The 25,969-nt window shown below is 63.9% G+C and carries 26 protein-coding genes; 21 read left to right on the top strand and 5 right to left on the bottom strand.

What is annotated here, in order from left to right; all coding sequences use genetic code 11:
* The first annotated feature begins 9 nt into the window (after positions 1 to 9).
* Together P9217_RS23950 and P9217_RS23945 are read left to right on the top strand one after the other, a co-directional pair.
* Positions 10 to 675, top strand: a complete 666-nt coding sequence (locus P9217_RS23950) for a GntR family transcriptional regulator (protein ID WP_127215871.1) — start codon at positions 10 to 12, stop codon at positions 673 to 675.
* Positions 676 to 789: 114 nt separating this feature from the next.
* Complete coding sequence (locus tag P9217_RS23945) at positions 790 to 1,761, top strand: glycosyl transferase family 90 (RefSeq protein WP_278088068.1); 972 nt, start codon at positions 790 to 792, stop codon at positions 1,759 to 1,761.
* A 39-nt stretch (positions 1,762 to 1,800) separates the two neighbouring features.
* On the opposite strand, the gene P9217_RS23940 is transcribed toward P9217_RS23945, so the two are convergent.
* Entirely contained in the window at positions 1,801 to 2,844 is a 1,044-nt protein-coding gene (locus tag P9217_RS23940) for an aldo/keto reductase (RefSeq protein WP_067330020.1), read from the bottom strand.
* Positions 2,845 to 3,109: 265 nt separating this feature from the next.
* Here P9217_RS23940 and ppk2 point away from each other — a divergent pair, with 265 nt between their 5' ends.
* Positions 3,110 to 4,030: a polyphosphate kinase 2 gene (ppk2, locus tag P9217_RS23935; RefSeq protein WP_067330023.1), complete on the top strand. Its 921-nt coding sequence runs from the start codon at positions 3,110 to 3,112 to the stop codon at positions 4,028 to 4,030.
* Positions 4,031 to 4,072: 42 nt separating this feature from the next.
* Here the strand turns inward: ppk2 and P9217_RS23930 are convergent, their stop codons facing one another.
* From P9217_RS23930 to P9217_RS23920, 3 genes are all read right to left on the bottom strand, one after another.
* Positions 4,073 to 4,720, bottom strand: coding sequence for a dihydrofolate reductase family protein (locus tag P9217_RS23930; protein WP_067330027.1), 648 nt, complete (start codon positions 4,718 to 4,720; stop codon positions 4,073 to 4,075).
* Between the two features lie 146 nt (positions 4,721 to 4,866).
* Positions 4,867 to 5,898, bottom strand: coding sequence for a porphobilinogen synthase (hemB, locus tag P9217_RS23925; RefSeq protein WP_067330030.1), 1,032 nt, complete (start codon positions 5,896 to 5,898; stop codon positions 4,867 to 4,869).
* A 179-nt stretch (positions 5,899 to 6,077) separates the two neighbouring features.
* The gene (locus tag P9217_RS23920) at positions 6,078 to 6,893 is read right to left on the bottom strand and encodes a DUF2066 domain-containing protein (protein ID WP_067330032.1); all 816 of its coding nucleotides are present in this window, start codon (positions 6,891 to 6,893) and stop codon (positions 6,078 to 6,080) included.
* A 167-nt stretch (positions 6,894 to 7,060) separates the two neighbouring features.
* Here P9217_RS23920 and P9217_RS23915 point away from each other — a divergent pair, with 167 nt between their 5' ends.
* The 15 genes from P9217_RS23915 (at position 7,061) to P9217_RS23845 (ending at position 22,890) form a co-directional block, all read left to right on the top strand.
* Positions 7,061 to 8,104 carry an enoyl-CoA hydratase/isomerase family protein gene (locus tag P9217_RS23915; protein WP_067330035.1) on the top strand — a complete coding sequence of 348 codons (1,044 nt, stop codon included), beginning with the start codon at positions 7,061 to 7,063 and terminating at the stop codon, positions 8,102 to 8,104.
* Positions 8,101 to 8,523, top strand: coding sequence for a DUF6163 family protein (locus P9217_RS23910; protein ID WP_067000719.1), 423 nt, complete (start codon positions 8,101 to 8,103; stop codon positions 8,521 to 8,523). The genes P9217_RS23915 and P9217_RS23910 overlap by 4 nt, the downstream gene beginning before the upstream one ends.
* A gap of 239 nt (positions 8,524 to 8,762) precedes the next feature.
* Positions 8,763 to 9,278 (top strand): winged helix DNA-binding protein, encoded by a 516-nt coding sequence (locus P9217_RS23905; RefSeq protein WP_067001002.1) that lies wholly within the window; start codon positions 8,763 to 8,765, stop codon positions 9,276 to 9,278.
* Between the two features lie 176 nt (positions 9,279 to 9,454).
* Positions 9,455 to 9,907 (top strand): hypothetical protein, encoded by a 453-nt coding sequence (locus P9217_RS23900; protein WP_095824862.1) that lies wholly within the window; start codon positions 9,455 to 9,457, stop codon positions 9,905 to 9,907.
* A gap of 334 nt (positions 9,908 to 10,241) precedes the next feature.
* On the top strand, positions 10,242 to 11,495 hold the full coding sequence (locus tag P9217_RS23895; RefSeq protein WP_067000724.1) for a L,D-transpeptidase family protein: 1,254 nt from the start codon (positions 10,242 to 10,244) through the stop codon (positions 11,493 to 11,495).
* Positions 11,496 to 11,633: 138 nt separating this feature from the next.
* Positions 11,634 to 13,274 (top strand): Na+/H+ antiporter, encoded by a 1,641-nt coding sequence (locus tag P9217_RS23890; RefSeq protein WP_278088067.1) that lies wholly within the window; start codon positions 11,634 to 11,636, stop codon positions 13,272 to 13,274.
* A 126-nt stretch (positions 13,275 to 13,400) separates the two neighbouring features.
* On the top strand, positions 13,401 to 14,714 hold the full coding sequence (glyA, locus tag P9217_RS23885) for a serine hydroxymethyltransferase (RefSeq protein WP_278088066.1): 1,314 nt from the start codon (positions 13,401 to 13,403) through the stop codon (positions 14,712 to 14,714).
* A 79-nt stretch (positions 14,715 to 14,793) separates the two neighbouring features.
* Positions 14,794 to 15,372, top strand: coding sequence for a hypothetical protein (locus P9217_RS23880; RefSeq protein ID WP_164747361.1), 579 nt, complete (start codon positions 14,794 to 14,796; stop codon positions 15,370 to 15,372).
* A gap of 217 nt (positions 15,373 to 15,589) precedes the next feature.
* Entirely contained in the window at positions 15,590 to 16,069 is a 480-nt protein-coding gene (gene nrdR / locus P9217_RS23875) for a transcriptional regulator NrdR (protein WP_059184872.1), read from the top strand.
* Positions 16,070 to 16,071: 2 nt separating this feature from the next.
* Positions 16,072 to 17,199, top strand: a complete 1,128-nt coding sequence (gene ribD / locus P9217_RS23870; RefSeq protein ID WP_067330044.1) for a bifunctional diaminohydroxyphosphoribosylaminopyrimidine deaminase/5-amino-6-(5-phosphoribosylamino)uracil reductase RibD — start codon at positions 16,072 to 16,074, stop codon at positions 17,197 to 17,199.
* A gap of 61 nt (positions 17,200 to 17,260) precedes the next feature.
* Positions 17,261 to 17,878: a riboflavin synthase gene (locus P9217_RS23865; RefSeq protein ID WP_278088065.1), complete on the top strand. Its 618-nt coding sequence runs from the start codon at positions 17,261 to 17,263 to the stop codon at positions 17,876 to 17,878.
* A gap of 432 nt (positions 17,879 to 18,310) precedes the next feature.
* Positions 18,311 to 18,805, top strand: coding sequence for a 6,7-dimethyl-8-ribityllumazine synthase (gene ribH, locus P9217_RS23860; RefSeq protein ID WP_067000738.1), 495 nt, complete (start codon positions 18,311 to 18,313; stop codon positions 18,803 to 18,805).
* Positions 18,802 to 19,296, top strand: a complete 495-nt coding sequence (nusB, locus tag P9217_RS23855) for a transcription antitermination factor NusB (RefSeq protein WP_067000741.1) — start codon at positions 18,802 to 18,804, stop codon at positions 19,294 to 19,296. The genes ribH and nusB overlap by 4 nt, the downstream gene beginning before the upstream one ends.
* Positions 19,293 to 20,513, top strand: a complete 1,221-nt coding sequence (locus P9217_RS23850; protein ID WP_127847429.1) for an MFS transporter — start codon at positions 19,293 to 19,295, stop codon at positions 20,511 to 20,513. Before nusB ends, P9217_RS23850 begins: the two co-directional genes overlap by 4 nt.
* A gap of 235 nt (positions 20,514 to 20,748) precedes the next feature.
* The gene (locus P9217_RS23845) at positions 20,749 to 22,890 is read left to right on the top strand and encodes a sodium-translocating pyrophosphatase (protein ID WP_067330052.1); all 2,142 of its coding nucleotides are present in this window, start codon (positions 20,749 to 20,751) and stop codon (positions 22,888 to 22,890) included.
* Positions 22,891 to 23,031: 141 nt separating this feature from the next.
* On the opposite strand, the gene P9217_RS23840 is transcribed toward P9217_RS23845, so the two are convergent.
* On the bottom strand, positions 23,032 to 23,547 hold the full coding sequence (locus P9217_RS23840; RefSeq protein WP_067000750.1) for an outer membrane protein assembly factor BamE: 516 nt from the start codon (positions 23,545 to 23,547) through the stop codon (positions 23,032 to 23,034).
* A gap of 117 nt (positions 23,548 to 23,664) precedes the next feature.
* On the opposite strand from P9217_RS23840, the gene P9217_RS23835 reads away from it, so the two are divergent.
* The 3 genes from P9217_RS23835 to plsX all read left to right on the top strand — a co-directional run bounded on the left by P9217_RS23835 (position 23,665) and on the right by plsX (position 25,968).
* Positions 23,665 to 24,207 carry a ubiquinol-cytochrome C chaperone family protein gene (locus P9217_RS23835; RefSeq protein WP_095778644.1) on the top strand — a complete coding sequence of 181 codons (543 nt, stop codon included), beginning with the start codon at positions 23,665 to 23,667 and terminating at the stop codon, positions 24,205 to 24,207.
* Between the two features lie 11 nt (positions 24,208 to 24,218).
* Positions 24,219 to 24,767, top strand: coding sequence for a DUF177 domain-containing protein (locus tag P9217_RS23830; protein WP_067000755.1), 549 nt, complete (start codon positions 24,219 to 24,221; stop codon positions 24,765 to 24,767).
* A gap of 130 nt (positions 24,768 to 24,897) precedes the next feature.
* The gene (gene plsX, locus P9217_RS23825; protein ID WP_278088064.1) at positions 24,898 to 25,968 is read left to right on the top strand and encodes a phosphate acyltransferase PlsX; all 1,071 of its coding nucleotides are present in this window, start codon (positions 24,898 to 24,900) and stop codon (positions 25,966 to 25,968) included.
* Position 25,969 lies beyond the last annotated feature (1 nt).

The following is a 25,969-nucleotide window of genomic DNA, read 5'->3' as shown; positions in this document are numbered from 1 at the left end:
GGAACGACAATGTCGCAAATGCAGAATGTCGAAAGGCAGCTTCGCGAAATGATCCTCGGGCTCGAGATCGGCCCGGGCGAGCGGCTGACCGAGCGTTGGATCGAAAGCCGCTTCGGCGCCTCCCGCACCCCGGTCAGGGCGGCGCTGCTGCGCCTCGAGACCGAAGGGCTGATCGCTCGTGACGGCCGCGGCTGGACGGTGGCGCCGATCAATCTCGCCGAGCTCGGCCAGATCGCCGTCTACCGCGAGGCGGTCGAGGTGGCGGCGGTGCGGTTGACGGCGTCGCTGGAAGATCGCAGCGGGATCGAGGTGATCGCGGCGATGCTCGATTCCTGCGACGCCGGTACGCCGCGCGAGGAATGGCACCGCGTTGGTCTGGATTTTCACATCGAGCTGGCCAGGCTTTCCGGCAATGAATTCCTGCTTAGGGGAGTCCGCGATGCAATGACCAGGCTCTCCCGCGCGCGTTGGCTGGAAGTGCGCGACGAGGCGGCGCTTGGCCGCGCCTGGGCCGAGCACCACGCCATCCTGGCTGCCGTGCGAAAGGGTGACGCCGAAAAGGCGGCACGGCTGCTCTCGGCCCACATCGCCGGCAGCCGCGACCGCCTGGTGACTTCGCTGCATGACGAGCGGCGCGGCCTGCGCGCCAGGGGCTTTGCCGTCGTCGCTGCCTGATCCTCGGCCATCGTCGAATATTAGAACTTCAACAAGTTCGTCAGCTTGGGCGGGCTTGCAAGATGTTCGGCACAATGCTGTAGGAGGCGACGGACATCTTTAAACGACGGACGCATGGCCTCGCCCTTACGCACCGCAGCGCGGGTATTTTATTTCATACGCAACATCACCCGCGATGTGGCGCCGCAGGCTCTCTTTCGCCAGCGGCTTGCGCGCCGGCTGGAGCAGGCACGGCTCTCCAGCAAAACGGTCCGTGATCGGGTCAACTACTACAACCGGCTCGACCATAGCTTCGTGCCGAGCGCGGCGGCCGTGCCGGCCAGTCAAATACCCAAGTTCGGGAGCATGTACTATTACGACCTGAAGGAGTTCGCCCGCTACTTCGATCGCCACCTGCTCATCGATCTCGAGTTTGGCGACGTCGTCGACGTTCCGGCGGTGCCGTCAATCGTCAAGGACCGGCCGATCCGTAACGACAACGGCAACGCCGTGATCATGAAGCTCGACAAGTTCCGCCATTTCAACATGCCAAAGGACAATCTGTCCTTCGCCGACAAGCGCCCGATGGCGGTCTGGCGCGGTCATTTCAACAATCCGATCCGCAAACGGTTCGTCGATGCCGTGCGCGACCTGCCGTCTTGCGATGCCGGCTCGCCCAAGCCAAGCGCCCCGGAGAACTATCGCAAGCCGTATCTCACGATCGCGCAGCAGCGGCAGTTCCGCTACATCGTCTCGCTCGAAGGCAATGACGTGGCGACGAACCTCAAGTGGATCATGAGCTCGAATTCGCTCTGCCTGATGCCGCCGCCGACCTACGAAACCTGGTTCGCCGAGGCTGAGCTCGAGGCCGATGTTCACTACGTGCCTCTGGCGTCGGATTTTTCGGACGTCGCCGACAAGATCGCCTATTTCGAAAAACACCCGGCGGAAGCCCAACGCATCATAACGGCGGCCAACGCCTATTGCCGCCGGTTCAGCAACGAAAAGGACGAGCGGGCGGTATCGCTGCTCGTCCTCTACAAATATTTCGTGCTCAGCGGCCAGATCGAACCCGACCCGGAGGTCTGGAGTTTTATCGCCGGCTGACCTCCGCGCGTTTTCGGGCGCGGAGCACGGCGCGGATTCTTAGATATCGCTGCGGTCGAGCACCAGGTCGGCGGGGCCGAACCGGTTCTTGGCGGTGAGCTGCTGGTGCCAGTAGGGATAAAGCACCGGCGGGCGGCTGACGTCGTCGAGGCGCAGGCGCTCGTCCAGGGACAGCGTCAGGCTGGCCGCGGCGAGGTTGTCCTTGAGTTGGGCTTCGTTGCGGGCGCCGATCACCAGCGAAGAAACGGCCGGGCGGCCGAGCAGCCAGGCAAGCGCCACCTGTGCCGCCGAAACGCCGCGCGCCTTGCCGATTTCGACCAGAACGTCGACGATCCGCCACAACCTTCCCTCGTCCCGGATCGGCGGTTCGGACCAGCCGCCAAGCTGGCGGGCCGTCGGGCTGTCGCGACGGTATTTGCCCGACAGCAGGCCGCCGGCCAGCGGGCTCCACACCAGCACGCCAAGACCCTGGTCGACCGAGATCGGCAGCAACTCGTACTCCGCCTCGCGCGCTTCCAGCGTGTAGTGGATCTGCTGCGTGACGAAGCGCGGCTGATGATGGCTGTCGCTGATCGAGAGCGCCTTCATCACCTGCCAGCCCGAATAATTGGAACAGCCGACATAACGGATCTTGCCCTGGCTGACCAAAGTGTCGAGCGCAGCGATCGTTTCCTCCAGCGGCGTGACCCCATCCCACTCATGCAGGAAATAGATGTCGATGACGTCGGTCTTGAGCCGCTTCAGGCTCCGCTCGCATTCCCGGATCAGGTGATGGCGCGACAGGCCTTCGTCGTTGGGGCCGTTTCCGATCCGCATGCGCGCCTTGGAGGCGATGAGCACATCGTTCTTGCGCTTGCCGCCGAGCGCCTCGCCGACGATCTCCTCCGACAGGCCGTTCGAATACACGTTGGCGGTGTCGATGAGATTGATGCCGGCATCGATGCAGGTATCGATGATGCGGCTCGCCTCCGAGAGATCGGATTTGCCGACGGCGGCGAACGGGCCCGTCCCGCCGAAGGTCATCGTGCCAAGGGTCAATGTCGAAACCTTCAGGCCGGAACGGCCAAGCGTGCGGTATTCCATGTCAGGTCCTTGCGATTTGTTTTGAAGAGGCGCGCCGTCGCGGGCGCCGGGAAGAGGCGAAACTATTTGTAGGACAATTCGGGCGGCTTGTCGCCCCGCCATCGATACGGGCCGATCACATATCGGCTGGTCCAGCGTTGCCGGCTCCTGCTCGCAATAAAACCGTCATTGCGCGTCTGTATCTCAGTCGGCTTACGGAGTTGTGTTTCCGGCCGCGGCCGGAGCGCATCCGAGGCGAAAGTGGCTGACAGGCAGGAGCTGCGCAATGAACGAGGTCAAGACGAATTCCGGAGCCAAGGACTGGCTGGAAGCCGAACTCGAGGACACGCTCGACGAGGACTATGAGCTGGAGATTTCCGAGCCCGCGCTCTCGCTCGAGATCGCCAGGATCTACAAGAAGTCGCATCCGCCCTCCATCGAGCGGACGACCTATTTCCGCGAGCTGCTGCGTCTGCAGTCGGAGCTCATCAAGCTGCAGTCCTGGGTTGCCTACCACAAGAAGAAGCTGGTGGTGATCTTCGAGGGACGCGACTCGGCCGGCAAGGGCGGCGTCATCAAGCGCATCACCCAGCGCCTCAATCCGCGCATCTGCCGCGTCGTCGCGCTGCCGGCGCCGACCGAGCGTGAAAGATCGCAATGGTATTTCCAGCGCTACGTGCCGCATCTGCCGGCGGGCGGCGAGATCGTGCTGTTCGACCGCTCCTGGTACAACCGATCGGGCGTCGAGCAGGTGATGGGCTTTGCCAATGCGGATCAGGTCGAAGAGTTTTTCCGCGACGTGCCGGAATTCGAACGCATGCTGGTGCGCTCCGGCATCACGCTGGTGAAATACTGGTTCTCGATTACCGACGAGGAGCAGCAGATGCGCTTTTTGATGCGCATCCACGATCCGATGAAGCAGTGGAAGCTGTCGCCGATGGACCTGCAGTCGCGCGTGCGCTGGGAACAATACACCAAAGCCAAGGAAGAGACCTTCGCCCGTACCAACATCAAGGAAGCGCCGTGGTTCATTGTCGAAGGCAACGACAAGAAGCGGGCCCGACTGAACTGCATCGATCACCTGCTGCAGCAAATGCCTTACGAAGACGTGCCGCATGAGGAGATCACGCTGCCGGAGCGCGTCTTCAACCCGGCCTACGAGCGCCAGGTGCTGCCGCGCGAGCTTTATGTGCCGTCGAAGTATTGAGCACTTCCCCATCTCCCACAGAGGGAGAAGGGGGAGCCTAGCTTACGCGCGCCCGATCATCACATGCGTCGCGTCGGCGGTCGCGACCTGGCTGGTGCAGCGGTAGCCGAGCTTCGGCATGTCCAGCCCGGCGAAAAGATGCTCGCCGGAGCCGAGCAGGATCGGCGAGATCGCGAGATGCATCTCGTCGATCAGGCTTTCCTTCAGATATTGCCGGATCGTGGCGACGCCGCCGCCGACCCGCACATCCTTGTCCTTGGCGGCCGTCTTCGCCTGTTCGAGCGCCGAATGGATGCCGTCGGTGACGAAGTAAAACGTCGTGCCGCCTTCCATTAAGATCGGCGCCCGCTTGTGATGGGTGAGCACGAAGACCGGCACGTGATAGGGCGGGTTGTCGCCCCACCAGCCTTTCCAGCTCTCGTCCGGCCATTCGCCGCGGACCGGCCCGAACATGTTGCGGCCAAGGATCCAGGCGCCGACATTCTCAAAACTGCGCGCGGCGAAGCTGTCGTCGCTGCCGGTGGTGCCGCCGTCTTTGCCGATCACCATCTCACGAAAGGTGCGCGTGCCGATCATCCATTTATGCAGTCCTTCGCCGCCGACGCCGAGCGGGCTTTCGAGAGTCTGATCGGGGCCGGCGCCGTAACCGTCCAGCGACAGGGTGAAAGCGTTGACGCGCAGCTTTGACATGATCGCCTCGTGAACTAGTTGCATTTTGCAAGCAGTCATGGAGTAGCTTAACTGATTGCATTATGCAAGCGGAATTTTCCGGCGAGCGATCAACTCGTCGGGCGGCGCCCAGGTGACGCGGCGAGAATTTAAAATTGCGCCTGGGCCTAGCCCCTCAGCATCTCCGCAACGGTCGGCGCGAAATAGGTGAGGACACCGTCGCAGCCGGCTCGCTTGAGCGCGAGAAGCGATTCCAGCATCGCCTTTTCGCCGTCGATCCAGCCATTGGCGCTGGCCGCCTTGATCATCGAATATTCGCCCGACACCTGGTAGGCGAAGGTCGGCATCTGAAACTCGTCCTTCAGCCGGCGGATGATGTCGAGATAGGGCAGCCCAGGCTTCACCATCAGCATGTCGGCGCCTTCGGCCAGATCCTGCTCGGCCTCGCGCACGGCTTCATCGGAATTCGCGTGGTCGATATAATAGGTCTTCTTGTCGCCCTTGAGCAGGCCGGCGGTGCCGACTGCCTCGCGATAGGGGCCGTAGAAGGCCGAGGCGAATTTCGTCGCATAGGACATGATCGCCACGTCCTGGAAGCCGTTGGCGTCCAGCGCGTCGCGGATCGCGCCGATGCGGCCGTCCATCATGTCGGACGGCGCGATGATGTCCGCGCCGGCGGCTGCCTGGATGACGGCCGCGGCCGTGACCTGCTCGACGGTTTCGTCATTGACGATGATGCCGTCGCGCAGGATGCCGTCATGGCCATGGCTGGTGAATGGATCGAGCGCCGCGTCGGTAATGATGCCGATCTCCGGCACCGCGTCCTTGATGGCGCGGGTGGCCCGGTTGATGACATTGTCGGGATCGAGGATATGCGAGCCCGTCTGGTCGCGCAGCGAAAGCTCGATGTTGGGGAAAGTCGCGATCGCCGGGATGCCGAGCTTGGCGGCGCGCTCCGCTTCCTTCACCGCGAGGTCGACCGACAGGCGGTAGACGTCCGGCATGGCGGCGATCGGCTCGCGCACATTTTTGCCGTCGACGACGAAGATCGGCCAGATCAGATCGTTCACCGAGAGCTGGTTTTCCTGCACCAGCCGGCGCGACCAGTCGGCCTTGCGCATGCGCCGCAGCCTGCGGCTGCCTGTGATCTCGTCGACGCTGCGGGCGCCGGCAGGCTTTGCGGGGGTAAACTTGTTCATCGCCAGAACTCTGTTGTCGTCCCGGCTTTTACCATGCGCCCCTGCCGCTGACCAATGCGACACGATTGTGCCAGTTGCTTCCGCGAAGAACGAGGAGAGGGGATCGCCGGCGCTGGAGCACTTCCCTTCTCCCTTGACGGGGAGAAGGTGCCGGCAGGCGGATGAAGGGCAGCCGACGTTTACGGCTGTCCATTCCCCGACAGAATCTGTGCCGCGCCCTTCACAGCCACGCGAAAAGCCTCGTCGAAGCTGACGCCGCGCACCTGCCATTGATAGGTCTTGCCGTGTTCGGCCAGCCGCCAGTCGGCGATCCAGCCCAATTCCTTGTCGTTCCACACGATGCTGCCGGCGAGCGCCCGGTCGGCACCCGCCTGCCGGGCGAGCTGGTCGAGCTTTGCCATATCGGCAGTGCGCAGCGCCTTGTCGTCGAGGCCGGCGAGCTGGTCAGCCTTTGGAAAGCTGACATACACCGAGAGCGGCGCCGTCGCGTTGGCAAAGGATTCGCGCATTGACTGGCCGCGATCCTCGTCGGCCGTCAGCACGAAATGTTGCGCCCCTTGCTCGGCCGTTATGAAGACGGCAATCAGCGGCCGCTCGCCGTGCCATGGCTTGCTGCCGAGCTGCGCCAGGAGCTTGTCGACGACGGTGGGCTTGTAGAGGCAGGTGAGATCGTGCGGCCGGTCATGCGTGCCTTGCTCGTCATGGATCGGAACGCCTTCCAGCCGGTCGCGGTAGCGGAAGGATTGGACAAAGTCGGCCGCCTTATTGCGCAGCGCCAGCATCTCCGGCTTCTGCGTCAGCCGCTGATCGCCTGAAACCTTGACCAGCACCTTGTCCAGACAATCCTTGAAGCCGATCTCGCGATTAGCCTCGCCGGTGCCGGTGACGATCGTCTGCGCCAGGTAGAGTTCAGAGGCTGCCTCGGCGGCGGCCGGCGCAACTCCCAGAAAGAGGAGACCTGCCAATCCAGCAACGAGACGAGAAACCCCAGCCATGTCGATTAGCTCGAAATCTGTCGCGCCGCCTACGCGCGACACTTTGCCGGTTACCTAACACCGGAAGCGGCTGGCCGCCAGCGCGGCGTTGCCGCCATTGACGCATCCTTATGCCGCCTTTAGCACTTCAATCCCCCTGGAAGGGCGGAGAGGAGGATTCTCTGGCGATGGATTTTGGCGGAGGCGACGAGATTCGCTTCGAGCGTCTAGGCAAGGCGGGCGTCGTCACACTGACGCGGCCGCAGGCGCTCAATGCCGTCACCCATCGCATGGTCAAGGCGCTTGGCAAGGCGCTTGACGCCTGGGAGGGCGATGCCGGCGTCGCCGTCGTCGTCGTCAAGGCTGAGGGCAGGGCGTTTTCCGCCGGTGGCGATATTCTGCACATTTACGAGGCGGGCCGCGCCGGCAAGCCGCCGGTCGACTTCTTCGCCGACGAGTATCGTCTCAATGCCCGCATCGCCCGCTTCAGGAAACCCTATGTCGCGCTGATCGACGGCATCGTCATGGGCGGCGGGGTCGGCATTTCCTTCCACGGCTCGCACCGCGTGCTGACCGAGAACGCGCAATTCGCCATGCCGGAAGTCGGCATCGGCTTCTTCCCCGATGTTGGCGCCAGCCATTTGCTGCCCGATCTCGGCGGCAGCTTCGGCATGTATCTGGGGCTGACGGGAAACCGCATCCGCTATGGTGATGCCCTGTGGTCGGGCCTCGCCACCCACACGATCAAGGCCGAGGACCAGGCGGGGCTTCTTGACGAGCTGGCGACAAGCGGCGACGCGAACGCGGAGTTGCGCGATTTCTTCACACCCGCAAGACGCGAGACCGAGCGGCAGGATCTGGAATCGATCGCCCGCCATTTTTCGCAACCCTCGCTCGCCGCTATCGTCGCCAGCCTGGAACGAGCATCCGCCACCGACGCTTTCGCCGCCAAGACGCTGGCGACGATCAGGACGCGTTCGCCGACCAGCCTCAACGTCGCCTGGCGCGAGATCAGCGCCGGGTCGACGCTGTCGATGGACGAGTGCATGAAGATGGAGTTCCGCATCCTCAACCGCATGCTGGCCGGCCACGACTTTTATGAAGGCATCCGCGCCGCCATCATCGACAAGGGTTCGAAGCCGGAATGGCGGCCCGCCAGCCTCGATGCGGTGAGCGCGGCCGATGTCGACGCGTATTTCGCGCCGCTCGGGGCCGGGGAGCTGGAGCTGTGAGCGAGGTCACCTCCAGGCGCGTGGTGCTGCAGCCCTCGACCACCGAGATCATCTTCGCCTGGTTCCAGCGGGTCATTGCCGGCTACTGCCTGCTGTTCGGTGTCCTCTACTGGGTCCGGCTGATCGGCATCTATCCGGGCGAGCTCTGGCGCTTCGACCTGATGCCGGTGCACTGGCAGGTGGCCGCGGCCACGCTTGCCGTCTTCTTTCCTTTCGCCGCCGCGGGCCTTTGGATGCTTGCCTCTTGGGGGCCGGTGATCTGGTTCATCTGCGCGGCGACCGAGACCGTCATGTATGCCGGCTTTCCCAATCTCTTCGGACATCGGATCCTGATCGTCGTCTCACATGCCTGCGTGGCGCTGCTCTACATCGTCTTCCGCGTGGTCATCTGGCTGCAGAAGCGCCAGCTCAGGCAATAGCTTGCCGGGCGGCGTAAGGAACCTAGATACGGGGTCGGCGACTGCCCCAAAACCCTTGGCTAAATCTTTAGGTTAATTGTTCTTGCTCGTATGACCGTTCGTTAAGCCTCTTTCGAAACCTCTTACCGGTAAGCTCTTGTTAGCCCTGGCGTTTAAGTCGAATTTTATGAGTATTCGATAGTGTCGCGATCAAGGTGAAGAACAAAAAATCACCGGGCGACAAACGAGAGGCAAAGACAATGATCAATTCGCGTCCGGCGGCGAAGACCGCCAACGTTTCCGACGATCGCCGCGAGGCGATCCGTTCGCTGTACATGGAATCGCTGCAGCTGGTGGAGCGTCTGCATCGCCGTCTGCTTGACGTGATCAAGGACGAGTTCGACCGCAACGGCCGCTCCGACATCAACGCCATCCAGGCGCTTTTGCTCTTTAACATCGGCAATTCGGAGCTGACCGCCGGCGAGCTGCGCTCGCGCGGTTATTATCTCGGCTCGAACGTCTCCTACAATCTGAAGAAGCTGGTCGACCTCGGCTTCATCAACCACCAGCGCTCGCGCATCGACCGCCGCTCGGTCCGCGTCTCGCTGACGCCGAAGGGCAACGAGGTGGCCGAGGTCGTCGCCGGCCTCTACGAGCGCCATGTCGGCTCGATCGAGGCCGTGGGCGGCATCAACACCGACGAGTTCAAGCAGATGAACCGCGCGCTCCAGCGTCTGGATCGCTTCTGGAACGACACGATCGCTTACCGGATGTAAGCGGATTCGAAATCTGAGACGATCGAAGTCGCGCCGAAGAAGCGCGGCCGGAGGAAGCAATCAGGACCGGTGCCGACAGGTGCCGGTTCTTTTCTTTTGCGAAAGCGCGCTGCAGCAGGGCGCTTGACCGCCGAGCAGCGCGCGTGGAAGCTCTGCAGGCAAAAGAGGAGGGCCTCATGCGTCATATCCTGCTTGCGATTTGCGCTGTGATCCTTGTTTCACCGGCCGCTGCCCGGACTCTCGGTTATGGCTCCAAGGCCGGAATGGAGGTTACGGTCGTCAAGAAATCCGGCATCAACACCTCGCATGCCAGCATCCTGACCAAACATACGAGGCAGAACGCCATCGGATACTGCCGCGACTATGTCGGTAAGGTGACCGAGGATTGCATCGCTAAGGAAATGAAAACGCCCTTGCATCTGGAGATCACAGCGGACTGCAAGAGCGGAAAATTCACCACCTTTTACGGCGCCAACATGCTGTTCCAGAGGCGCAGCCCCGCCGGAAGCGAGACGGATTATCAGATCACCGACACCGACGAGAACGTGGTGCTCGATGGCTCGGGGGCCTCGGGCTACGACTACACGCTGGAGCAGTTCAAAGCCCTCTGCCCGAACCGGGTGAAATAGGGCAAACCGAGGATGACGGCGGGCATCCTGTGAACCCGCCGCTATCGGCGATGCCAAAATGCCTCGGTCCCATTTTTTGATCATCTTGCCGGATGCAAATCGCGGGCCAAGGTCACGTTGCCGCCATAATCGCAGTGAAAGCGAGAATGCGGGTGATGCTGCGGGCCGAGGCCCTGCGCTTCCTGGAGCAGGTGTCGTGGTCCTACGTTTTCACGCCCTGCTGACGCAAGTCATGGTTGGCTAATTGTTAAGATTGCCGACCCTAGAGTGCGGGCAACCCGCCAGTAGAGCGAACTGAGCGAGATTAGATATAGCTAAAATGTCTGGAACATCCATGAGAACCAGCCGCCGTTTCTTCCTGACCGGAGCCTCTGCGCTCGCCGCCGCCGTCGTCGCCGGCCATGCCAGCGCGCAGGATGTGATCGGCGACATTCTGAAATCCTCGACCCGCGGCAATTGGGACGACCAGTTCGACGCCCGTGCAAGCGAGACCGGCAAGGTTGCCTCGACGCTGCCGATCTTCAGCCTGCAGACCGTAGCCTTCACCGAGCAGGCGGTGGCGCAGTACCAGGGCATTGTCGGCCAGGGCGGCTGGGAGCAGGTTCCGGCAACCAAGAAATTGCAGCTCGGCGTCGACGATCCGGATGTCGTGCCGCTGCGCAAGCGGCTGATGGTCTCGGGCGACCTGTCGCAGAGCGCCGGCATTTCGACGGCGTTCGATTCCTATGTCGACTCGGCGGTCAAGCGCTTCCAGCTCCGTCACGGCCTGCCGGCCGACGGCTCCATGGGCAAATACACTTATTCGGCGATGAACGTGCCGGCGCCGATCCGGCTTGGCCAGCTGCAGACCAATCTGCAGCGGCTGCGCGAAAAGGCGGGCACGCTTGGCGACCGCTATGTGCTGGTCGATATTCCGGCCGCGCAGGTGGAAGCCGTCGAGAACGACCGCGTCGTGCTGCGCCACACCGCGATCGTCGGCAAGATCGACCGCCAGACGCCGATCGTGAATTCCAAGATCAACGAGATCATCGTCAATCCTTACTGGAACGCGCCGGTTTCGATCGTGCGCAAGGACATCATTCCGCTGATGCGGAAGGACCCGAACTACCTCAAGGACAGCCACATCCGGCTGTTCGCGCCTGACGGCAGCGAGGTCGATCCGATGACCGTCGACTGGTCGACGGACGATGCCGCCAAGTACCGCTTCCGCCAGGATCCCGGCGCCGGCAACGCCATGGCCTCGGTCAAGATCAATTTCCCGAGCCCGGACGGCGTCTACATGCACGACACGCCGCAGCAGAGCCTGTTCGGCAAGCTGATGCGCTTCGACTCTTCCGGCTGCGTGCGCGTCCAGAATGTGCGCGACCTCGTCACCTGGATCCTGCGTGATACGCCCGGCTGGGATCGCCAGCATTTCGAGGCGGCGATCAAGACTGGCGAGAATACGCCGGTGCAGGTGGTCAACCCGGTGCCGGTCCACTTCCTGTATCTGTCGGCATGGTCGACCGGACCCGGCGTCGTGCAGTTCCGCGACGACATTTACGGCCTCGACGGCAACAGCGAGCTGCAGATTACTTCTGCTCTGTAACCGATTGATATAAATCAAGAAAAGGCCGCTCTTGGAGCGGCTTTTTTGTTTGCATGTCCCCAAACAGTGCGCAGCGGTTTTGGCAGAGCGACATGCGTCGAATATGAGACTTACAGCGCGAACAGCTGGAATAGCATCATGGACGTGGCCGTCTTCATTCTCGTCGTGCTTGCTTTCCTGGCGCTTTCCGGCGCTCTCGTGCGGCTGGTGCGGGTGCCGCTCCCCGTGCTGCAGATTGCGATCGGCGCCGCGCTTGCCTGGCCGGCCAAGGGACTGCATGTCGAGATCGATCCGGAACTCTTTCTGCTGGTGTTCATTCCGCCGCTTCTGTTCGGTGATGCCTTCGCGGCGCCGAAACGGGAGCTGATCGAGCTGCGCCGGCCGATCCTCGATCTCGCCGTCGGACTTGTCTTCTTCACCATCGTCGGCTTCGGGTATGCTCTGCACTGGCTGGTGCCAAGCATCCCGCTGGCGGTTGCGTTCGCTTTGGCCGCCGTGCTGTCACCGACCGATGCCGTTGCCGTGTCCTCGATTGTCGACCGCAATGTCGTTCCGGCTCGGCTGATGCACATATTGGAAGGCGAATCCCTGCTCAATGATGCCTCCGGCCTGGTCATGTTCCGCTTTGCCGTTGCGGCGGCGCTGACTGGCAGCTTTTCGTTCGCCGCCGCCTCGTTGAGCTTTCTTTACGCCGTGGCGGCCGGCATCCTCGCGGGCATTGCGGCGTTGTTCGTCGCCGCCAAGGCGCTGCAGGTGCTTGGCCGCATCGGCGGCACGCCGGCGGGGGCGCAGGTGCTGGTGATGGTTCTGCTGCCCTTCGTCGCCTATCTCATTGCCGAGCATGTCGGCGCTTCCGGCATTCTGGCCGCGGTCACCGCCGGCCTGGTTACGGGCACCTCCGGCATTTTCCGCCATCTCTCGGTCTCGGCGCGGATTCAGGCGATGTCGCTATGGTCGATGCTGACCTTCGTCTTCAACGGCGCTCTCTTCATCCTGCTCGGCCTGCAGCTTCCTGACATCATTCGCAGGGTCCCGCCGGAGCTCACCAGCCGGCACTGGCTGTTCGAGCCGGTGCTGACCGTGCTCATTTTGACGCTCTGCGTGATCGGCCTGCGCTTCCTCTGGATCTGGATCGGCGACATGGCATCGATGATCGCCGCGCGGCTCGGCAAGCGCAAGGCAGAGCCCTTTGGTTTCCGCGTCAGGCTTGCCGGATCGGTGGCCGGTGTGCGCGGCGCGATCACGCTTGCCGGCATCCTGTCGCTGCCGCTCGCGCTGCAGGATGGCTCGCCCTTTCCAGCGCGAGACGTGGTGATCTTCCTCGCCGCCGGCGTCATCATCTGCTCGCTGGTCATCGCCAGCCTTGCTTTGCCGGGGATCGCCCGCGGGCTGGTCGAGCCAGGCGAGGATCCGGGTGCGGCCGAGGAGCGGCGGGCGCGTGCGGGCGCCGCCAAGGCCGCCATCGCCAAGATCGAGAGCCTCGCCAGCGAGGGCGGCGAAGGCGAGGCGGCCGAGGCCCGGCTCGCGGTCGCCGACAGCATCGTTGCCGGCTACCGGCGCCGCATCGCGGCTTCCGACGAGGCCGAAGAGGCGCGCGCCGAGGCGCGCGAATCCGGGCGGCTGGAGCTTGAGCTCAGGCACGCCGGCATAGAGGCGGAGCGCGCCGCCGTGCGCGCCATGTTCCGCACCCGCCAGATCAACGACCACACGATGCGGGCGCTGCTTTCCGAGATCACTTTGACAGAAGCGCTGCTCAAAAGCCGGCGCGACCGGAAATAGTGTTCAGCCGATTTGCTTGGCGCAATCCGGCCAGCAAATTTCGCGCCGCAAACGTGGCGGGCTCCAAACAACTGTGTTAATGGCGCGGCGACCTCGCAGACCTCCGGCCCCAAGGGAAAGCAAGCCATGTCAAATGCCGCGGCAGCCGCCAACAAATTCGAATCCTCCTTCGAGACCAGGCTTGCCGACGCCGATCCGGAAATTTTCGGCGCCATCGGCAACGAGCTTGGCCGCCAGCGCCATGAGATCGAACTGATCGCCTCGGAAAACATCGTGTCCCGCGCCGTGCTCGAGGCGCAGGGGTCGATCATGACCAACAAATATGCCGAGGGTTATCCGGGCAAGCGCTATTACGGCGGCTGCCAGTTCGTCGACGTGGCCGAGGAACTGGCCATCGAGCGCGCCAAGAAGCTTTTCGGCTGCAACTTCGCCAATGTCCAGCCGAACTCGGGCAGCCAGATGAACCAGGCCGTCTTCCTGGCGCTTCTGCAGCCCGGCGACACGTTCATGGGCCTCGATTTGAACTCCGGCGGCCATCTCACGCATGGCTCGCCGGTCAACATGAGCGGCAAATGGTTCAAGGTCGTTTCCTACGGGGTGCGCAAGGACGACCACCTGCTCGACATGGACGCGATCGAGAAGACCGCGCATGAGACGAAGCCGAAGCTGATCCTGGCCGGCGGCACGGCCTATTCGCGCATCTGGGACTGGAAGCGTTTCCGCGAGATTGCCGATTCGATCGGCGCCTATCTGATGGTCGACATGGCGCATATCGCCGGGCTAGTCGCCGGCGGTATGCACCCGTCGCCGCTGCCTTATGCGCATGTCGTGACCACGACGACGCACAAGTCGCTGCGCGGGCCCCGCGGCGGCATGATCCTGTGCAACGACGAGGAGATCGCCAAGAAGATGAACTCGGCGGTTTTCCCAGGCCTCCAGGGCGGCCCGCTGATGCATGTCGTCGCGGCCAAGGCGGTGGCGCTCGGCGAGGCGCTGAAGCCGAGCTTCAAAGCCTATGCCGAGAGCATCGTCGCCAACGCCAAGGCGCTGGCTTCGAGCCTGCAGGAAACCGGCCTCGACATCGTGTCGGGCGGCACCGACAACCATCTGATGCTGGTCGACCTGCGCCCGAAAAACGCCACCGGCAAGCGCGCCGAGGCGGCTCTCGGCCGCGCCAACATCACCTGCAACAAGAACGGCATCCCCTTCGACCCCGAAAAGCCGTTCGTCACCTCCGGCGTTCGCCTCGGCACACCGGCCGGCACCACGCGCGGCTTCGGCCAGGCCGAGTTCCGCGAGATCGGCAAGCTGATCGCCGAGGTGCTGGACGGGCTGAAGGCGGCGAATTCCGACGAGGGCAATGCGGTAGTCGAGGCTGCGGTCAAGGCCAAAGTCACGGCGTTGACGGATCGCTTCCCGCTCTATCCTTATCTCGGTTGACCGGAAGCCGCGCGTCATCTTTTATCCGCCGGCAGTGCGCCGTCCTGATTGGGCGGCGTCGCGAACTGGAGACTTGATGATGCGCATTTTCCATCTTGCCGCCTTGGCCCTGGTCGGCTCGCTGGCCGGTTTCGCCGTGTCCGGCGCGGCCGGGCAGGAGCAGGCGCAGCCAGAACCGGCCACAAACACCTTCGGCAGATGGACCACGATCATCGACACGCTCGACATCGGGCAGGATGCACACAAGACCTGCGCGGCCTCCGCAGCTTTCGTCGACGGCATCGGCAATGCTGGCACGCTAACGCTGTCGATCTCGACCGGCGACGCGCTGCCGCCGGATGCCTATCCCGCCATCATGATCGCCGTCGACAACAAGGACCTGCCGACCGGCAAGGACATCGCGGCGACCTTCGGCGACCCCGGCATCAAGGTTTCCGCGAAAGTCTATTCGAATGCCGTCGGCGGTCGTCCCAGCTGGACGGTCGACAACCAGGCGAAGACAAGTCTCGCTCTGCTGCGCGCCATGCGCAAAGTCACCTCGCTCGATGTTGTTTTTGGCAAGCAGACCGTCGCCAGCATTCCGATGGACGGCTTCACCAAGGCCTACCGCAACCTCGGCACGTCCTGCGGATTCCCGACCAAGGACGTCGCGCCCTGAACCGACCGGGCACGACAGGGGCAGGGCGCTGGCAATCTTTCTCGCGCCTCGCTATCTCTGAGAAATGAAAGGCTCCAAGCCTTCCGCTCACCAGAGCGAGATGACGCTTCCTTGAATCGCCATCTCGCTCTAAGATTTTGTTTTTGAAGCATGATCTTCTCCGAAGAGTCTGCAACTTTTCGGGATCATGCTCTGAATCGCAAACCCAAGGCTCTCCATGCGCTGCCCCTATTGCCAGTCCGAAGATACGCAGGTGAAGGATTCGCGTCCCGCCGAGGATGGCGCGGCGATCCGCAGGCGCCGCGTCTGTCCGGACTGCGGCGGCCGCTTCACCACCTTCGAGCGCGTGCAACTGCGCGATCTCGTCGTCATCAAGAAATCCGGCCGCAAGGTGCCGTTCGACCGCGACAAGCTGCTGCGCTCGGTCGAGATCGCGGTGCGCAAGCGCAATGTCGACCCCGAGCGGATCGATCGCGCCGTGACCGGCATCGTGCGCCAGCTCGAAAGCTCCGGCGAGACGGAAGTGGCCTCCGGCGAGGTCGGTCGGCTCGTCATGGAGGCGCTGAAATCGCTCGACGACGTCGCCTATGTCCGCTTCGCTTCGGTCTATCGCAATTTCCGTGAAGCCAAGGATTTCCACGAGTTGCTAGGCGAACTGAAGGGCGACGAAGAAAAGACCGAAGAGGACGCCGGCTGATCATGGCGAAAGCTCAATTGGGCGGGGCCGAGCAAGCAGCCCTTGATCGCCGTTTCATGGCGGCGGCCATCCGGCTGTCGCGCCGCAATGCCGGCCGCACCGCGACCAATCCTTCCGTCGGCACCATCATCGTGCGCGACGACGGCGCCGGCCCGATGATCGTCGGCACCGGCGTCACTGCTGTCGGCGGCCGGCCGCACGCCGAGACCGAGGCGCTGGCCGAGGCCGGCGAACTGGCCCGCGGCGCCACCGCCTATGTGACGCTTGAGCCCTGCGCCCATCACGGCCGCACGCCGCCTTGCGCCACCGCGCTGGTCAATGCCGGCATTGCGCGCGTCGTCGGCGCCGCGAGCGATCCCGATCCGCGCGTTTCCGGCAAGGGTTACGCCATGCTGCGCGCCGCCGGCATCGAGGTCGTGGAGAAGGTGCTCGCCACAGAGGCCGCCGAGCAGATGGCCGGCTATCTGATTCGATCTTTGAAGAAACGTCCCGAAGTGACGCTGAAGCTTGCGCTTTCGAGCGACGGCAAGATCGGCCGGAAAGGCGCCGGCCAGGTCGCCATCACGGGTGAGATCGCCAGGCGCGAAGTCTATCTTATGCGCGCGGAGGCCGACGCTATCCTCGTCGGCATCGGCACTGCGCTGGAGGACGACCCGGCGCTGACCGTGCGCCTGCCGGGGTTGGAGAACCGCTCCCCGGCTCGCATCATCCTCGATCGCCAGATCCGGCTGCCGGAGTCGTCGAAGCTCGTTTCCGGGGTGGATCGTGTCCCGCTCTATGTCGCGGCATGCGCCGAGGCCGACCCGCAGCGGCGGGCTGCGCTCGAACGCGCGGGCGTGCACTTCATCGGCACTGAAACTTACGAGAGCGAAGTAGCCCTGCCGGAACTGCTCGAGGATATTGCAGCCCTCGGCATGGCGAGCGTGGTGGTCGAAGGCGGCGCCAAGGTAGCCGAGGCCTTCCTGGCGGAAGACCTCGTTGACCGCATCGTCTTGTTCCAGGGACCGGAGGCGATCGGCGAGGATGGTATCGCCTCGCCGATCGACGCTGCGCATATCCCGCCGGGTTTCCGCAAATTGCGTGAGATGCGCTTCGGCGAGGACAGCTATGCCGAGTGGGTAAGACCATGATCCCAAAAAGTGGGAAATGGTTTTCGGATAAGAGCATGGTCAAACTGGAAGACACGATCTGATGTTTACGGGAATCGTTACGGATGTCGGCAGTATCGCTTCGGTGAAGCCGCTCAGCGAAGGCGTCGGCCTGCGCATCGACACGGCCTATGACCCGGAAACGATCGCGATCGGCGCTTCGATTTCCTGCGGCGGCGTCTGCCTGACCGTGACGGCGCTGCCCGAGAACGGCTCGAACGCGCGCTGGTTTGAGGTCGAAGCCTGGGAAGAGGCGCTCAGGCTGACGACTGCATCCGGTTGGAAATCGGGCACCAGGATCAATCTCGAACGGGCGCTGAAGATCGGCGACGAGCTCGGTGGCCATATCGTCTCCGGCCATGTCGACGGCACGGCGGAAATCGTGGAGCGCAGGGAAGAGGGCGATGCCGTGCGCTTCACGCTGGAGGCGCCGCGTCACCTAGCGAAGTTCATCGCGCCGAAAGGCTCCGTCGCGCTCGACGGCACCTCGCTTACCGTCAACAAGGTCGAAGCTACGCGCTTCGATGTGCTTCTGATCCAGCACTCGCTGAGCGTCACTACCTGGGGCGAGCGCCAGGCTGGCGACCGCGTCAACATCGAGATCGATACCATGGCCCGGTATGCCGCGCGCCTCGCCGAGGCGGCGAAACAGGGGCTTTGAGCGAAACCGACCGGTTCCGGGGAGGCGGCGCGGATCGCTGAGGCGCCACGTCGCGCCGGCGCCTCAGCTTCCCTTCTGCTCACGCGATCTGCGGCGCCCCGGCTGGCAACGTCTAAGTGATCAAAGAACAACGAGCCCGATCAGATCAAATTCATCGATGTGGTCAGGCTGGCGGTTACAGGCGGCCTCGAGCGGACGCGGGCACAATATGCCCGCCTGTTCGAAGGCGTCGGACTGAAGCTTGAGCGGGTGATCGGCCCTCGAGCATCGATCTCGAACATCGAGGCTTTGCCCGCTAGCTGAAGAAAGCCCCGGAAGATCGCGCGGCTTGGGATCCGGACCTTGTCGGGAGATGCTGTGTCGGGCGGCAATCTTGTGCTTGCGATCGATCCGGCTTCGGCCTAAGTCACCGGCAACCCCCCGGAGACGTTTATGGCAGGCATATCCCAACACGGCAAAGCGTTCATTCGTCCGCAGGCGAAGGCGCATCTGCTTATCGTCGAGGCGCGTTTCCACGACGACCTCGCCGACGCGCTGCTCGAAGGCGCGACCAGCGCGCTGGACGAGGCCGGCGCCACTTATGACGTCGTGACTGTTCCTGGCTCGCTCGAAATTCCGGCCGTCATCACCTTCGCGCTGGACGGTGCCGGCGAGGGCGGCGTACACTATGACGGCTTCGTCGCGCTCGGCACCATCATCCGTGGCGACACCTATCATTTCGACATCGTCGCCAATGAATCGAGCCGTGCGCTGATGGATCTTTCCGTGCAGGAAGCGGTCGCGATCGGCAACGGCATCCTGACCACCGAAAACGATGCGCAGGCCTGGACGCGGGCTAAGCGCACCGAAGGCGACAAGGGCGGCTTTGCCGCCCGCGCGGCGCTGACCATGATCGCGCTCAAAGAGAAATTCGGAGCCCAATCGTGAGCGATCCTGCCCAGACCGGTGCGGCGCGCCACGCCAACAAGCGCGGTGCCGCCCGTCTTGCCGCCGTCCAGGCGCTCTATCAGATGGACGTGGCCGGCAGCGGTGTTTTCGAGATCACCGCCGAATACGAGGCCTTCCGCCTCGGCAAGGAAGTCGACGGCGCGCTCTATCGCGAGGCCGACGCGCAATGGTTCCGCGCCATCCTGACCGGCGTCGTCGAGAACCAGAAGACCATCGATCCGATCATCCGCCAGGCGCTGACCGACGACTGGCCGCTGTCGCGGCTGGACTCGACGCTGCGCGCCATCCTGCGCGCCGGCGTCTATGAGCTGATGAAGCGCGAGGACGTGCCGGTGGCCGTGATCGTGTCGGAATATGTCGACATCGCCAAGGCCTTCTACGAGGAAGACGAGCCGAAGCTGGTCAATGCCCTGCTCGACCGTGTCTCGCGCCGGGTACGTGGCGAGGGTCGCGGCAAGGACGCATCGTGACCGCCACGGCAGTCGTCGCTGACGCCGGCAGGGAAGCGCGCCGCACGGCAGTGCTCCTCGCGGCCGCGCAGGCGATCGTCGGTTCCGCCGCGCCGATCGCCATTTCGATCGGCGCGCTTGCCGGCCAATACCTGCTCGGCCAAGACAAATCTCTGGCGACGGCGCCGGTCACCGGCTTCAACCTCGGCGTTGCGCTCGGCGCCCTGCCGGCGGCCGCCATCATCCGCCGGCTCGGCCATCGCGGCGGCTTCATGATCGGCACCATCGTCACTGCCCTCGGCGGGCTGATCGCGACGCTCGCGCTCTTTCAGGCGAGCTTCTGGCTGTTCGCCTTTGGCCTGGGCGTGATCGGTGTCGGCGGCGCCTTCGTGCAGCAGTTCCGCTTCGCCGCCGCCGACAACGCGCCGCCGCAATTCAAGGCGCGCGCCATCTCCTTCGTGCTGGCTGGCGGCATCGTCACCGCCATCCTCGGGCCTCAGATCGTCATCTACACCGGCGACCTTCTGGCGCCGGTGATGTTTGCCGGATCCTTCGCCTCCATCCTGGTGCTGGCCGCCATAGGCGCGATTATCCTTTCCTTCCTGCATACGTCCAGGCGGACGAGCAGCGCCGCCGAAGCCGCCGCAAGCGACGCACGTCCGCTGGTCGAGATCGCCACCCAACCGCGTTTCGTCGCGGCGCTGTTCTGTGCCGTAGGCAGCTATGCGCTGATGAGCTTCGTCATGACCGGCGCGCCGCTCGCCATGGTCGGCTGCGGTCTTTCGACCGACGATGCCACGCTTGGCATCTCCTGGCACGTTATGGCGATGTTCGGGCCGAGCTTCTTCACCGGTTCGCTGATCCACCGCTTCGGCGCCGAGCGCATCGTCGCCATTGGGTTGGTGCTGCTCATCGCCTGCGCAGTGGTGGCGCTCTCAGGCCTTGCGCTATGGCAGTTCTGGACCGCGCTGATCCTGCTCGGCCTCGGCTGGAATTTCGGTTTCATCGGCGCGACCGCCATGGTCGCCGCGAGCTACCATCCATCCGAAAAAGGCAAGGTGCAGGGCTTCCACGACTTCGTCCTGTTCGGCTCCGTCGCCTTCGCTTCGCTGATGTCGGGCGCGGTCTACAATGCCTGGGGCTGGACCATGCTGAACTGGATCGTGTTCCCGGTCGTTGTGCTCTGCTTCCTGGCGCTCGGCACCCTGAAGCTGCCGGGCTTACGCCGCGCCAACTGACATTGCGCCGTTTGCCGGCGCGCAATCGATCTAAATGCACGGCGGCCCCTGCCGGTGAGTCGCGGCGTTCGTCTTTCCGGCGAAAGCCGGGCAAAAACCGAACAATATCTTGACGTTCCCAGCCCTGTTTCGCATACACCTTAGCCAAGGGGTGGATTCCGCGTGCGGCGTTCATCTCCGTCCCAACGGCCCAGGGAGGGGTTCTTCTGGGCCATCAATCGAGGAAAATTCGGCAATGACCATCATTACCGCCGTCATCGCCTGCGGCTTGCTGTCAGTCCTGTACGCCATCTGGGCGACACGATCGGTCCTGGCGTCCGATCAAGGCAACCAGCGCATGCAGGAAATCTCCGCCGCCATTCGCGAAGGTGCTCAAGCCTATCTGGCGCGCCAGTACACCACCATCGCCGTCGTCGGCATCGTCGTGCTTCTTCTCGCCTGGTGGCTGCTCTCCATCACGTCCGCGATCGGCTTCCTGATCGGCGCGGTGCTTTCGGGCGCTGCCGGCTTCATCGGCATGCATGTCTCGGTGCGCGCCAATGTCCGCACCGCGCAGGCTGCTTCCAACAGCCTCGCCGCCGGCCTCGACATCGCCTTCAAGTCGGGCGCCATCACCGGCCTGCTGGTGGCGGGCCTGGCGCTGCTCGGCGTCTCCATCTACTACCTCATCCTGACCGGCCCGATGGGCCTGCAGCCAAACGACCGCATCGTCATCGACGCGCTGGTCTCGCTCGGCTTCGGGGCCTCGCTGATCTCGATCTTCGCCCGTCTCGGCGGCGGCATCTTCACCAAGGGCGCCGACGTCGGCGGCGACCTCGTCGGCAAGGTGGAAGCCGGCATTCCGGAGGACGATCCGCGCAACCCGGCCACCATCGCCGACAATGTCGGCGACAATGTCGGCGACTGCGCCGGCATGGCCGCCGACCTGTTCGAGACCTATGCGGTGACGGTCGTCGCCACCATGGTTCTGGCCGCAATCTTCTTCGGCGGCACTGCAGTGTTGGGCGCCGCCATGCTCTATCCGCTCGCCATTTGCGGCGCCTGCATCCTGACCTCGATCGTCGGCACCTTCTTCGTCAAGCTCGGCTCCAACGGCTCGATCATGGGCGCCCTCTACAAGGGGCTGATCGTCACCGGCCTGCTGTCGATCGTCGGCCTGGCCGTCGCTACTTCGGCCACTCTCGGTTGGGGAGAGGTCGGCACCGTCGCCGGCATCGTCATCACCGGCAAGAACCTGTTCATCTGCGGCCTGATCGGTCTTCTGGTGACCGGCCTCATCGTGGTGATCACCGAATACTACACTGGCACCAACAAACGCCCGGTGAATTCGATCGCCCAGGCCTCGGTGACCGGCCACGGCACCAACGTCATCCAGGGCCTCGCGGTCTCCTTGGAATCGACGGCGCTGCCGGCCATCGTCATCGTCGGCGGCATCATCGCCACCTACCAGCTTGGCGGCCTGTTCGGAACTGCGATCGCCGTCACCACCATGCTCGGTCTCGCCGGCATGATCGTGGCGCTCGACGCCTTCGGCCCGGTCACCGACAATGCCGGCGGCATCGCCGAAATGTCGGGCCTGCCCAAGGAAGTGCGCCACTCCACCGACGCGCTCGACGCGGTCGGCAACACCACCAAGGCCGTGACCAAGGGTTATGCCATCGGCTCCGCCGGCCTCGGCGCGCTGGTGTTGTTCGCGGCCTATTCGAACGACCTCAGGTTCTTTGCCGCCAATGGCGACAAGTACCCGTACTTCCAGGGCATGGGCGAGATCTCCTTCGACCTCTCCAACCCGTATGTCGTTGCCGGCCTGATCTTCGGCGGCCTCATTCCGTATCTGTTCGGCGGCATCGCCATGACCGCCGTCGGCCGCGCGGCGGGCTCGATCGTCGAGGAAGTGCGCAAGCAGTTCCGCGAGGACAAGGGCATCATGGCCGGGACCTCGAAACCGAACTACGCGCGCGCCGTCGACCTGCTGACCCGGGCAGCGATCCGGGAAATGATCATCCCGTCGCTGCTGCCGGTGCTGGCGCCGCTCGTCGTCTATTTCGGCGTGCTCCTGATCTCGGGCTCGAAGGCCTCGGCCTTCGCGGCCCTTGGCGCCTCGCTGCTCGGCGTCATCGTCAACGGCCTCTTCGTCGCCGTCTCGATGACCTCCGGCGGCGGCGCCTGGGACAACGCCAAGAAGTCGTTCGAGGACGGCTTTACCGACAAGAATGGCGTCAAGCACCTGAAGGGCTCCGAGGCGCATAAGGCCTCGGTCACCGGCGATACCGTCGGCGATCCCTACAAGGACACCGCCGGCCCGGCGGTCAATCCGGCGATCAAGATCACCAATATCGTCGCGCTGCTGCTCCTGGCCGTGCTCGCGCACGGCTGAGCTAAGCGTTCTTTCTGGACCAAGTGAGCCCGCGGGAGCGATCCCGCGGGTTTTGTTTAGGCCAGGCCGTTTCGGCGAAACAAAAAACCCGCCGAAGCGGATTCGGCGGGTCTTGGTCCGTGGACGTCGCTGACAGCGAACTCAGGGCGTGCCGCCGCCCGGGATGCCGGGCGCCAGCTTGCTGGCGCCGTTGATGATCTGGCTGAGGAAGTTCTGGTCCTTGCCGCCCGTCGGCGTCGTCCTCGAGATGAAGTCGAAGACCTTGCCGTCCTTCAGGCCGTAATTGGCGATCTGGGTGACGCGGCCGTCGGCGCCGAAATAGACCGCCAGCACATGCTGGTCGACGATGCGCGGGTTGTCGAAGGCGACGTAGCGCTTGCGCGTCTGCGAGATATAATAGAACGCCTCGTTGTCGAAGGTCGCCGTCGTCGACGGCGTGCCCAGCGCAAGAAGAACCTGCTCGCGACTCGATCCGACCGGCACCGAGTCGATCGCCGCCTGGTCGATGACGTAGCCTTTCGTCAGCGTCTCGCTCGGACGCAGATCACCGAACATCTTGGACGAATTGCAGGCGGAAAGCGCGGATACCGCCACCAGCAGAGTGGCCACGCCCGCCCGCACGGGCATGAAAAATGACTTGAATTTCAGCGCACCCAACAACAATTCTCCATCACATCCCCGCAGCTTGCGCTGGGCCGCAAAACCGGTAAACCAGCTTGCATGCCGATGCAACAAGGCCAAATCAAACAAAAGGTCCCCGGGAGACCACCCTCAATGTTCCAGCGCCTTTTTGGTCGCGAACGTCACGCCAACCGCGCCATCACCGAGGCGCTCTACGCACAAATCGTGGCGGCGGCGCGGCAAACGGTGTTTTATTCCGACTGGAATGTGCCGGATACGCCGCTCGGCCGCTTCGAGATGCTGTCGCTCCATATGTACCTGATCCAGCACCGGCTGCGCGGCGAGGGCGGAGCCGCGGCCGAGATCGCTCAGGTGCTGATCGACGAGTTCTTCCTCGATGTCGACCATTCGCTGAGGGAACTCGGCATCAGCGATGTCGGCGTGCCGAAGCGCATGAAGAAGCTGGCAAAGATGTTCTATGGCCGCACTGCGGCCTACGACGAAGCCTTGCGGGACGACGACGGCGCGGCGCTTGCCGTGGCGCTCGCCCGCAATGTCAGGCCCGATGCCGGCGAATGGCCTGAGGCGTCGCTGCTGGCGAATTATGTTAGCGCGGCGACCGGGCAGCTTGCCGCTCAGCCGACCGAATCGATCATGGCTGGCGCCGTCGCGTTCCCGGTCGCCGGAGCCACCTGAAGGAGGCGAGAATGAAGCACGCCGAACCGCAGAGCCCCGTATCCTTTGTCGCCAATGTCGCCCGCCTGCCGCAAAAGGGTTTGCCGGTTGCAATCGAGGCCGACGAAAGGCAGCGCACTGCGCTTGCCGCCGAACATGACCTGCTTTCCGTCGAGAGCTATCGCGCCGAGCTCTTGGTGGCGTCCTGGAAACGCAACGGCGTCAAGGTCAGCGGCCGCGTCGAAGCCGACATCACCCAGGCCTGCATCGTCACACTCGATCCGGTCGCGGCTCACATCGACGAGCCCGTCGAGGCGCTGTTCTTGCCGGAGCAGTCGAAACTCGGACGCGAAGGCTTCGACGGCGGCGGCGAGATCGTCCTCGACGCCGACGGGCCCGACAGCCCGGAAACTTTTTCCGGCGACACCATCGATGTCGGGGCGCTCGCCGAGCAGTTTTTCGGCCTGGCGATCGACCCTTATCCGCGCAAGCCCGGCGCCTCGCTCGAGGGCGCGGGTGACGATCAGCCCGAGGAAAGCGAATTCCAGAAAAAGCTGCGCTCGCTGCTCGGAAAATCCTGAAGGCGGCCTGGATTTTGGAAAAGTTGGTTGTGCGGCAGCCCAAAACCGCTATTTTCGCCGAACCTTCGCGAGCCCCCTTACCTCGGCAGGCGCCCGCCGCTAGCCAGGCAAACCGTGAGAAAAACACCGCGTGATCAGGATTTCCATCGATGCCATGGGCGGGGATCACGGACCAGGCGTCGTCATCCCCGCGCTGATGACGGTCGCCGTCCGCCGCCCTGACATCCGTTTCGTCATCTATGGCCGCGAGGACGCTGTGCGTCCCGAACTGGCCAAGTTTCCCAAGCTCGCCGAGGTGAGCGAGTTCGTCCATTGCGAGATCGCTGTCAGGATGGACGACAAGCCGAGCCAGGCGCTGCGCCACGGCCGCTGGAAATCGTCGATGTGGAAAGCGGTCGAGGCGGTGAAGAACGGCGCCGCGCAGGCCTGCATCTCGGCCGGCAACACCGGCGCGTTGATGGCGATGTCGAAATTCTGCCTGCGCACCATGGCCACCATCGACCGCCCGGCGATCGCGGCGCTTTGGCCGACGACGCGCGGCGAGAGCGTGGTGCTCGATGTCGGCGCCACCATCGGTGCGGATGCGCATCAGCTCGTCGATTTCGCCATCTTGGGGACCGGAATGGCGCGCTCGGTGTTCGGTATCGAGCGGCCGAGCGTCGGCCTGCTCAATGTCGGCGTCGAGGAGATCAAGGGCCAGGAGGAGGTCAAGGAGGCCGGGCGCATGCTGCGCGAGGCCAACATGGCCTCGATGAACTATCGCGGCTTCGTCGAGGGCGACGACATCGGCAAGGGCACGGTCGACGTGGTCGTCACCGAGGGCTTTGCCGGCAACATCGCACTTAAGACCGCCGAGGGCACGGCAAGGCAGATCGCGGGCTATTTGCGGGCCGCCATGAGCCGCACGCTGATGGCCAGGATCGGCTACGTCTTTGCCAAAGGTGCCTTCGACCGGCTGCGCGAAAAGATGGATGTCGGCCGCTCCAATGGCGGCGTCTTTCTAGGCCTGAACGGCATTGTGGTGAAGAGCCATGGCGGTGCCGATTCGGATGGCTTTGCCGCGGCGATCGAGCTCGGCTACGACATGGTGCGCAACAATCTGCTTGACCGGATCGAGGCCGATCTCGATCTGTTCCATGCGCGCAATCCGACTGCCCAGGCAAACAGGAAATCCGGCGTCGCCGTCGAGGCCGAGGAATAGG

Source organism: Mesorhizobium sp. WSM4989 (assembly GCF_029625795.1).
Taxonomy (GTDB): Bacteria; Pseudomonadota; Alphaproteobacteria; order Rhizobiales; family Rhizobiaceae; genus Mesorhizobium.
The sequence above is the reverse complement of the archived record's forward strand: the minus strand, read 5'-3'. Positions and strand labels throughout refer to the sequence as shown.

What these genes read in the sequence shown, in the direction of transcription:
- P9217_RS23835 (WP_095778644.1), top strand. Translation starts at nt 23,665, where the DNA reads ATGTTCCAGCGCCTTTTTGGTCGCGAACGTCACGCCAACCGCGCCATC.
- P9217_RS23830 (WP_067000755.1), top strand. Translation starts at nt 24,219, where the DNA reads ATGAAGCACGCCGAACCGCAGAGCCCCGTATCCTTTGTCGCCAATGTC.
- P9217_RS23950 (WP_127215871.1), top strand. Translation starts at nt 10, where the DNA reads ATGTCGCAAATGCAGAATGTCGAAAGGCAGCTTCGCGAAATGATCCTC.
- P9217_RS23940 (WP_067330020.1), bottom strand. Translation starts at nt 2,844, where the DNA reads ATGGAATACCGCACGCTTGGCCGTTCCGGCCTGAAGGTTTCGACATTG.
- P9217_RS23845 (WP_067330052.1), top strand. Translation starts at nt 20,749, where the DNA reads ATGACCATCATTACCGCCGTCATCGCCTGCGGCTTGCTGTCAGTCCTG.
- P9217_RS23880 (WP_164747361.1), top strand. Translation starts at nt 14,794, where the DNA reads ATGCGCATTTTCCATCTTGCCGCCTTGGCCCTGGTCGGCTCGCTGGCC.
- glyA (WP_278088066.1), top strand. Translation starts at nt 13,401, where the DNA reads ATGTCAAATGCCGCGGCAGCCGCCAACAAATTCGAATCCTCCTTCGAG.
- P9217_RS23865 (WP_278088065.1), top strand. Translation starts at nt 17,261, where the DNA reads ATGTTTACGGGAATCGTTACGGATGTCGGCAGTATCGCTTCGGTGAAG.
- P9217_RS23920 (WP_067330032.1), bottom strand. Translation starts at nt 6,893, where the DNA reads ATGGCTGGGGTTTCTCGTCTCGTTGCTGGATTGGCAGGTCTCCTCTTT.
- P9217_RS23915 (WP_067330035.1), top strand. Translation starts at nt 7,061, where the DNA reads ATGGATTTTGGCGGAGGCGACGAGATTCGCTTCGAGCGTCTAGGCAAG.
- hemB (WP_067330030.1), bottom strand. Translation starts at nt 5,898, where the DNA reads ATGAACAAGTTTACCCCCGCAAAGCCTGCCGGCGCCCGCAGCGTCGAC.
- P9217_RS23905 (WP_067001002.1), top strand. Translation starts at nt 8,763, where the DNA reads ATGATCAATTCGCGTCCGGCGGCGAAGACCGCCAACGTTTCCGACGAT.
- P9217_RS23895 (WP_067000724.1), top strand. Translation starts at nt 10,242, where the DNA reads ATGAGAACCAGCCGCCGTTTCTTCCTGACCGGAGCCTCTGCGCTCGCC.
- P9217_RS23900 (WP_095824862.1), top strand. Translation starts at nt 9,455, where the DNA reads ATGCGTCATATCCTGCTTGCGATTTGCGCTGTGATCCTTGTTTCACCG.
- P9217_RS23945 (WP_278088068.1), top strand. Translation starts at nt 790, where the DNA reads ATGGCCTCGCCCTTACGCACCGCAGCGCGGGTATTTTATTTCATACGC.
- nrdR (WP_059184872.1), top strand. Translation starts at nt 15,590, where the DNA reads ATGCGCTGCCCCTATTGCCAGTCCGAAGATACGCAGGTGAAGGATTCG.
- P9217_RS23930 (WP_067330027.1), bottom strand. Translation starts at nt 4,720, where the DNA reads ATGTCAAAGCTGCGCGTCAACGCTTTCACCCTGTCGCTGGACGGTTAC.
- P9217_RS23890 (WP_278088067.1), top strand. Translation starts at nt 11,634, where the DNA reads ATGGACGTGGCCGTCTTCATTCTCGTCGTGCTTGCTTTCCTGGCGCTT.
- ribH (WP_067000738.1), top strand. Translation starts at nt 18,311, where the DNA reads ATGGCAGGCATATCCCAACACGGCAAAGCGTTCATTCGTCCGCAGGCG.
- ppk2 (WP_067330023.1), top strand. Translation starts at nt 3,110, where the DNA reads ATGAACGAGGTCAAGACGAATTCCGGAGCCAAGGACTGGCTGGAAGCC.
- ribD (WP_067330044.1), top strand. Translation starts at nt 16,072, where the DNA reads ATGGCGAAAGCTCAATTGGGCGGGGCCGAGCAAGCAGCCCTTGATCGC.